Here is a 7,533-nt window from a genome sequence, read left to right as displayed (position 1 = left end):
CTGAGCATGAAGAGGAGAAGAAGCGCATCGCGAAGCTGGTGTGGTGGGACGAGGTGGCGGCGGGCGTCCCTGGCTTCCCCGGATCGGATGTGTATCACATCAATCCGATCGGGCTGGTGGGGAATTTCCTTACATCGGAACGAAGGTTAACGGAGTTGATTCGAAAAATTGGCGACATCATTTCTGGGGGAGAAGGTGGATATGAGTCGTACAACACTGGAACAAACGGCGTTCATGGCGCAGTAGGCCATTCGTATATGACAAAGCCAAAGGGGACCGTTACCGGGAAAACAATAAACGAAATACTGGCGACAGAGCATTTCTCGTACATGAACCCTGCTCGATTTTATACAACGGGCAAGTACCAGACGATCATTCCGACTCTCCGAGAAGGAAAGGCCAGGCTGGGTCTAACGGGAGATGAGAAATATGACGAGGATGCGCAAGAGAGAATGTTCAGTGACTTCCTGATTTTTCATGCTGGCGGAGGTGTTTTGGCAAAGTTCATCGGGCAGGGCGTTGGAACTTTAGATGACGCTCAATATGCGGCATCTAAAGAATGGGCATCCATCGCGGCCCCCGCTGGCTGTCGAATAAAAGACGGAAGAATCTCTGATGGCTCGCTCTCCTACTATGAGGGAGCGAATAACCACGCGTATATGCCTTCCACCAATAGGCTTAGAAGCACTCTCGCTGAAATCTCTCAATCACGTTGATATAACATGAAAAATACCTTTCATTGTATTTTGTTGATCGCTACATGTGGCGCGACCGCTGTAACTTGTCATGCGAAGTCCTTGGCTGTCACGGCCAATCACCCATTTAGTCATGTGGAAATCGCTTATTCTCATAACGATTGCTCATATATGTACTCTCCTATCGATTTTTGTGACGAGAGGCATGTTTCGGAAATGAAAGATGCAATTGAAAGGCGGACGGCAAATTTTAATGGTCACTACATCCTGTTAAACATAAAAGAGTGGCGCCCTTCGGAATACTACGGCGATAGTGTTGTTGTAATCGATGCGGAAAGTGGGATCGCATATCCGATGCCATTCGATTACTACGCTGGGAAGGTTAATATGATAAATTCAAAGATCTTGAAAAATCCAAAGCTGACTTTCTCCGCGGGCGGCAACAAGATATGCGTTGATGGCTCTATTTTGGTTTATCGATCGACTACAAACGGCCATTTTTGTTTCTATTTCGATGGACATAAATTTTCAGGATTTCAAACTGAATATATGAATTAATGGTCCACACCGAGCTCATAGTCAACGATCAAAACCGGATTGGAAATATTAAAGGATGGTCGAACAGGGTGGCGATTGCTTGCGCGTGAAAATATAAATGAAAAATTCCCCGTTTTGATAGTGCTGGGATGGGTGCTCGCTTTATCCTCCGCTCACGGGCCGAAGGGTACAACTTTTCCGGTGATTGGGAATTCATCGAGCACATCGCTGGCTCGAGCAAGCCGTACTCGACTTTCAAGATCAAACGAACGGAGGCAGCAGATGGCACTGTCATAGGATCATATTGTTTTATAACTCAGTCCGGAACCGGATCGACTGCAGCGCAGTCGGAATCGATAACCTCGAGGGACACACGTAAGCAAAGATGGCCAACACGCTGAGATCCACTTCGACTCATTTTTCGGTGCCAAGGGAGGTGTGGCGGACTTGACTTCCTTTGATGGACAGTTGACCTGGAAAATTAAGAAAAATCCGCTTGGTGATTTTTTCTATGGGCCTTACTCGGTGACGCTCAATCGGACACAGATCAACACACACCAAGGTCAACGTCAAGTGGTCGTCGACAAGGCCTATTTGTATTTCACGCCATCTACGACAACGGTTAAGCGATATTTAATTAAAGGGGGCTATGTGAAGATGATCGCTACATCGGATGATTTGAAATTTTGGAAGGTTCTCATCGGGTGATGATGTTTGATTGGACACCAATGTGGGGACCGTGAGCGCTACCGACAGAACTCATTTTGCGGGACACATCTCAGATTGAACCCGACAGCGCGTCGAAAGGTTGATTCAGTTATTCCAAGCGTGGCACGACCGACAGCCGAACTAAGACTTCCAGTGTAGTCGCTACTCGTGCAACACGAGCCGAATTGTCATCGCCGGCACGCCAGCGTGTCGTACTCGCTCGAACCGATGATGCGACGTGAGTCGAATCGGGAATAAGCACCGCATCTCGATGGTCTTGCAGGTAAGACTGACATCGGATGGGTGATCAAATGAACATGATCGACGATGCGGCGTTTGCCCCGCACGTGACGCACGACACCAGCGGGACGTTCGCATGACGTTGCGGACGCAGGCCGCTTTGCGGGGATTGCAACTCGGCTCCGGCGTGGTGTTGCTGGTCTATCTCTTTCTCCATCTGCTCAATCACGCGCTCGGAATCTGGTCGCTCGAACTGGCCGGACGCGGTCTGGTTCTGGCGCTGCGGCTCTGGCGCAGCGCGCCTGGAACGATCGCGTTATACGGAGCGGCCGCGCTGCATTTCGTGCTGGCGATGCGAACGATTTATGCCCGCCGTCACTGGGCATTGCCTCTGGCGGAATGGGTGCGTCTGTGGGCAGGACTCAGCCTGCCGCTGCTGCTGATCCGTCATGCTGTGACGACCCGGCTCGCGTCCACGCTCTATGGCTTCGAACCGGACTACGAGCGTGTCGTGATCCAGTTGCTGACGACCGGTACGCAGGGTTTGCAGCTTGCGCTGCTCGCGCCGGGATGGATACACGGATGCCTCGGACTATGGTTTCGCTTGCGTCACATGCGTTGGGCGCTTCGCATGAAGCCCGTGCTGTTGACATGGGTCATCGTGCTGCCATTGCTGTCCGCCGCAGGCTTTGTCCGGATGATGCGAGCGGTCGAAGCGAAGCGGGCGGTCCTTCCAACTCCCGATCCGAAACTGATTGCGCATCAGCTTGCATTGAACGCATGGCGTCACGATCTCGTGGCCTTGTATCTGTCTCTGATCGTCGGCGCGTTCGTCGCAGGTCAATTGCGCAATGGGATCGAACGTCGGAGATTGCGTGGTAGTTCTATTTAGAAAAGACCGGGAATATCCAACGAGAAAACTCCGTCTACCGGATGTGCATCGCGTAACACTCACGATCTGACGAGACGGTCCGAAGTGAATGCAGATGCGCGAATACATCCTCAGGTCAAAAGGAGTACATCATGAAATCCGATTCGTTGAATCAATACGCGGTTTCCCCGTTACTGAGCCTCATGATCGCCGGTGCGATGTTGATGGCGAGTTCCGCAAGCGCGGAGGCGCAAACTGTGTCGGAGCCCCAGCCTCATCAACTCACGCGTGCGGAGGTCATGCACGAACTCGAGGAACTGGAAGCGGCGGGATACAACCCGTCGATGGGCGATGATGGTTCGTATCCCGCCGATATTCAGGCAGCGGAAGCGAAGGTGGCCGCGATGCACCGAGCGGAAAGCGCCGCGGCGATGAGCTCGGGACAGAGCGGGCAAATGGTGGGCACGCATTGATAGCCTCGATATTAAAATCGGCAATGACGTTATTGCATCCATTGCATTGCCAGCATGAGGTCGGAATCGTATCTTCGTCTCCATATCACGGAGACATCTATGAAGATCGCATTCCTGGGAGCCGGCGCGTTGGGTTGCGCGATCGGCTCCGCGCTGACTGAAGGCGGCCATCAGACGTGGCTGGTCGACCGCTTCGCGGCGCACGTCGAGGCCATGCGCCGCGACGGCCTGCTAGTCGACGATGCCAACGGCTCCCGCCGCGTAAAAGTTTGTGCGACGATGAACCCCGCCGAAGTCGGGCCGGTGGACCTCGTCATCGTGCTGGTCAAGTCCTTCCACACCGATTCGGCAATGCGCGGCGCGCTCGATCTCGTCGGACCCGACACGCTCGTGTTGTCGCTGCAAAACGGCCTCGGCCATGAAGACGTGCTCAGCGAAATCGTCGGCCGGGAGCGCGTGCTGGCGGGCAAGACCTATGTGGGCGGCGTGCTGAAGGCGCCGGGGCACATCCAGTCGGGCGTGAACGGAAAGCTGACGATCGTCGGCGAACTCGATGGCCGGGTCACCGACCGGGTCCGCGCCATCGCCGACGCGTTCAACAGCGCGGGTCTGACGACCACGATCAGCGACAACATCCTCGGCACCATGTGGGACAAGTTGCTGATCAACGTCGCGACGGGCGCGATCACCGGCATCACCGGTCTGACGTATGGGCAACTGTACGAAGAGCCCGTTCTGAAAGCTACCGCGTTGGCGGCGATCGAAGAAGCGATGGCAGCCGCGAAGGCCGCCGGCATCCATCTTTCGATGACGAAAGCGGAACAAGCCTGGACGCTCGCGGCCGAAGGACTCTCGCCCGCGTTCAAGACCTCGATGCTGCAGAGCCTCGAAAAAGGCTCGATCACGGAAATCGACTTCATCAACGGAGCGGTCGTGCGCTGGGGCGAGCGCCTCGGCGTGCCGACGCCGGTCAATTCGACGCTCGTCGCGTGCATCAAGGGCATCGAGCGCGCGTTGACGGACCGTCAGCGAGAAGGAGCGACGGCATGAGCGGCGCGAAAGCCTATCTGGAGCACGTCGCCATCTGGGTGACGGATATTCACTGGCATATCCGCTTTTTCGAAGAAGTCTTCGGCATGACCATGCGCGAGGTGGATGGCACGCGCGACGAGCCGCGTCAGTACTGGACGCTCGGCGGACTGCAGTTCATCAGTGATCCGCGCTACGAAGGTCCCGAGGGCCGGCTCGCGCATCTCGGCGTGATGTGCGAGGACCTCGAGGCGTCGCTCGACGCGGCGCAAGCGTTCGGCGTCAGTGAAATGCCGCAGGGGCGCAACTGGCTGCGTCTGCCGGATGGACTCGCAGTCGAACTGATTCAGGCCAAACCCGCCACGTGCGTTGCGCAGGCGCTGGCGATCAATCCACGCGCGGAGGCGTAAAGCATGAGCACGATCATCGAAAAGTACTGGGACGACGCGAACGAGGGCGACGAGTGCGTGAGCCCGACCTATACCGTCACGAAAGAACGCATTCTCGCTTACGCCGATCTGACCGGCGATCACACGCCCGTGCATGTCGACGAGGAATATGCGAACGCGAGCCACTTCGGTTCGATCGTCGCGCACGGGCTGTTCGGCCTGTCGATCGCGGATGGGCTGAAGACGCAGAGCGACTATCGCTTTCTGCCCGGCATGTCGCTCGGCTGGACGTGGGATTTCCTGCTGCCGATCAAGGTCAACGACGTGCTTCACGTCAAGTTCCGCGTCGGCAATATGCGCGCGAGCAACAGCCGTCCGGACTGGGGCATCGTGGTGCTGCCGTCCGAACTGATCAATCAGGACGGCCAGGTCGTCCAGCGCGGCGAACATCGCCTGATGGTGCCGCGCCGTCCGGGAGCGAACTGATGCAAGCCCGCCCCCTCGAAGGTATTCGCGTCGTCGACTACAGCCACTTTCTTGCCGGTCCGTACGTGGGCCGCTGCCTCGCGGCGCTCGGCGCCGAAGTGATCAAGGTGGAGCGTCCCGGCAGCGGCGATGCCGGCCGGCAGCACGCGACCATCCTCGACGACCAGCAAAGCGCCTATTTCCTGCAACTGAACATGGGCAAGCGCGGCGTCAGCGTCGACATGAAAGATCCGCGCGGCAAGGAGTTCATGCAACGCCTGTGCGATTCGGCCGATGTGTTCATCGAAAACTACCGGCCCGGTGCGCTCGACAAGCTGGGCCTCGGCTATGCCGCGCTGTCCGAGCGCAATCCGGGTCTCGTTTACTGCTCGATTTCGGCGTACGGTCACACCGGACCCGACGCGCATCGCGCGGGCTTCGGTCTGATCGCCGAGGCGAAGAGCGGCATCATGCAGATGATCGGCAATCCGGGTGAACCGCCGCCGCTGATGCGCATCTCGCTCGGCGATATGTACACGGGCATTCACGCGGTCGCCGCGATCAACGCCGCCTTGCTCGGCCGCGTGAAGAGCGGTCGCGGCCAGCACATCGACATGGCGTTGTACGACACGTTGGTGTCGATGCACGAGTACGCGGTGCAGTGCTACACGATGCAAGGCGTGCTGCCCGAGCAGACGGGGCACGACATGCCGACGTCGACACTGTACGGCGTGTTCCGCGCGGCCGATGGCGATCTGGTGATCGCCGCGCAGGTCGACGATGCGTGGAAGCGGTTTGCTTCGCTCGTCGAACAGCACGGCGGTCCGGCCGGCTTCGGAACCGATGCGAGGTTCCACCGTCTGAACGGACGCAACGCCCATCGCGAAGAAATTCTCGCGGTCGTGAAGCCATGGGTTGCGGCGCGCCCGGTCGCCGACGTGCTGGCGCTGCTCGATGGCGTCGACGTGCCTTGCGCAAAAGTGCAGCGCATCGATGAAGTGCTCAACGATCCGCAGATCGTCGCGCGTGGCATGGTGATCGAGCAGGACCATCCGCGCTTCGGAAAGCTGCGCCTGCCTAACCTGCCGTTCCGCTTCTCCGACTGCGATACGTCTATCCGCGAAGTCGGCCCGGACCTGGGGCAGCACAACGCGGAAGTCGCGCAGTCGCTCGGATTCAGCGCCGCAGAAATCGACGCGATGCAGACCCAGGGCGTGCTGTTTTCGAAGAGGAGCGCGTGATGAGCGACCGATACGCGGTGATCGGCAATCCGATCGGCCACACGAAATCTCCGCTGATCCACGGTCTGTTTGCGCAGGAGACCGGACAGGACATCAGCTACTCGGCGATCGAAGGTCCGATCGAGCCCGCCGACGCTTTCGCCGAGACCGTCAAGACGTTCATCGCCGCGGGCGGCAGAGGCATGAACGTCACCGCACCATTCAAGCTGCAAGCGTTCGCGATTGCCGACGAGCGCAGCGAACGGGCCGCGCTCGCGGGCGCCGTGAACGCGCTGAAGTTCGAAAACGACCGGATCATTGCCGAGAACTTCGACGGCGTCGGTCTCGTGCGCGATATCGAAGTGAACCTCGCTCAGCCGATGGCGGGCAAGCGCGTGCTCGTGCTGGGTGCGGGTGGAGCGGTGCGTGGCGCGTTGCTGCCGTTTATCGCGGCGCGTCCGGCGCAACTGGTCGTCGTGAATCGCGATGTGCGCAAGGCCGAGGCGCTGGTCGCGCAAGTCGCGAGCAGCCGCCCATTGATCGCATGCGGCTACCGGGAACTCGATGGGATGGGGCAGTTCGACCTCGTCGTGAACGCGACATCGGCGAGCCTGACCGGTCAGTTGCCCGCCGTTCCCCCGGAGGTGTTCAGTCCAGCGGGAACCGCGTACGAACTCGCGTATGGAAAGGGACTCACGCCGTTCCTGCGGCTCGCGCGAAATGCGGGCGTGCAGGGCATCGCCGACGGCGTCGGCATGCTCGTCGAGCAGGCTGCGGAGGCGTTCGAGTGGTGGCGCGGCGTTCGACCGCAGACGCAAGCGATCATCGACCGCCTGACCGTTCCGCTCATTTGACGCATATGGGGGCGAGGAGGCCCACGGTACGGACGTCCATTCATGGGCATAA

The 7,533-nt window shown here is 58.5% G+C and carries 9 protein-coding genes and 1 pseudogene; all 10 read left to right on the top strand.

Going from position 1 to position 7,533, the window contains the following annotated elements; translation table 11 throughout:
• A pseudogene (locus VSR82_RS31110) lies at positions 1 to 716 on the top strand (muramidase); the annotation flags it as partial.
• Positions 717 to 722: 6 nt separating this feature from the next.
• Positions 723 to 1,253 carry a hypothetical protein gene (locus tag VSR82_RS31105; RefSeq protein WP_498858315.1) on the top strand — a complete coding sequence of 177 codons (531 nt, stop codon included), beginning with the start codon at positions 723 to 725 and terminating at the stop codon, positions 1,251 to 1,253.
• Positions 1,254 to 1,679: 426 nt separating this feature from the next.
• The gene (locus VSR82_RS31100) at positions 1,680 to 1,940 is read left to right on the top strand and encodes a hypothetical protein (protein WP_429455716.1); all 261 of its coding nucleotides are present in this window, start codon (positions 1,680 to 1,682) and stop codon (positions 1,938 to 1,940) included.
• A gap of 376 nt (positions 1,941 to 2,316) precedes the next feature.
• On the top strand, positions 2,317 to 3,072 hold the full coding sequence (locus VSR82_RS31095) for a hypothetical protein (protein WP_429455715.1): 756 nt from the start codon (positions 2,317 to 2,319) through the stop codon (positions 3,070 to 3,072).
• A gap of 131 nt (positions 3,073 to 3,203) precedes the next feature.
• The gene (locus VSR82_RS31090; RefSeq protein WP_429455714.1) at positions 3,204 to 3,524 is read left to right on the top strand and encodes a DUF4148 domain-containing protein; all 321 of its coding nucleotides are present in this window, start codon (positions 3,204 to 3,206) and stop codon (positions 3,522 to 3,524) included.
• 99 nt (positions 3,525 to 3,623) lie between these two features.
• Positions 3,624 to 4,574 carry a ketopantoate reductase family protein gene (locus VSR82_RS31085; protein WP_429455713.1) on the top strand — a complete coding sequence of 317 codons (951 nt, stop codon included), beginning with the start codon at positions 3,624 to 3,626 and terminating at the stop codon, positions 4,572 to 4,574.
• The gene (locus VSR82_RS31080; RefSeq protein WP_368581739.1) at positions 4,571 to 4,963 is read left to right on the top strand and encodes a VOC family protein; all 393 of its coding nucleotides are present in this window, start codon (positions 4,571 to 4,573) and stop codon (positions 4,961 to 4,963) included. The genes VSR82_RS31085 and VSR82_RS31080 overlap by 4 nt, the downstream gene beginning before the upstream one ends.
• A 3-nt stretch (positions 4,964 to 4,966) precedes the next feature.
• The gene (locus VSR82_RS31075; RefSeq protein ID WP_176120311.1) at positions 4,967 to 5,428 is read left to right on the top strand and encodes a MaoC family dehydratase; all 462 of its coding nucleotides are present in this window, start codon (positions 4,967 to 4,969) and stop codon (positions 5,426 to 5,428) included.
• Positions 5,428 to 6,648, top strand: coding sequence for a CaiB/BaiF CoA transferase family protein (locus VSR82_RS31070; RefSeq protein ID WP_368581740.1), 1,221 nt, complete (start codon positions 5,428 to 5,430; stop codon positions 6,646 to 6,648). Before VSR82_RS31075 ends, VSR82_RS31070 begins: the two co-directional genes overlap by 1 nt.
• Positions 6,648 to 7,481 carry a shikimate dehydrogenase gene (gene aroE / locus VSR82_RS31065; protein ID WP_429455711.1) on the top strand — a complete coding sequence of 278 codons (834 nt, stop codon included), beginning with the start codon at positions 6,648 to 6,650 and terminating at the stop codon, positions 7,479 to 7,481. The genes VSR82_RS31070 and aroE overlap by 1 nt, the downstream gene beginning before the upstream one ends.
• The last annotated feature ends 52 nt before the right edge of the window (positions 7,482 to 7,533 follow it).

Source organism: Burkholderia sp. JPY481, assembly GCF_038900515.1.
Classification (GTDB): Bacteria; Pseudomonadota; Gammaproteobacteria; order Burkholderiales; family Burkholderiaceae; genus Paraburkholderia; species Paraburkholderia youngii.
Note: the sequence above shows the minus strand (reverse complement) of the source record. Positions and strands in the feature narration are given on the sequence as shown.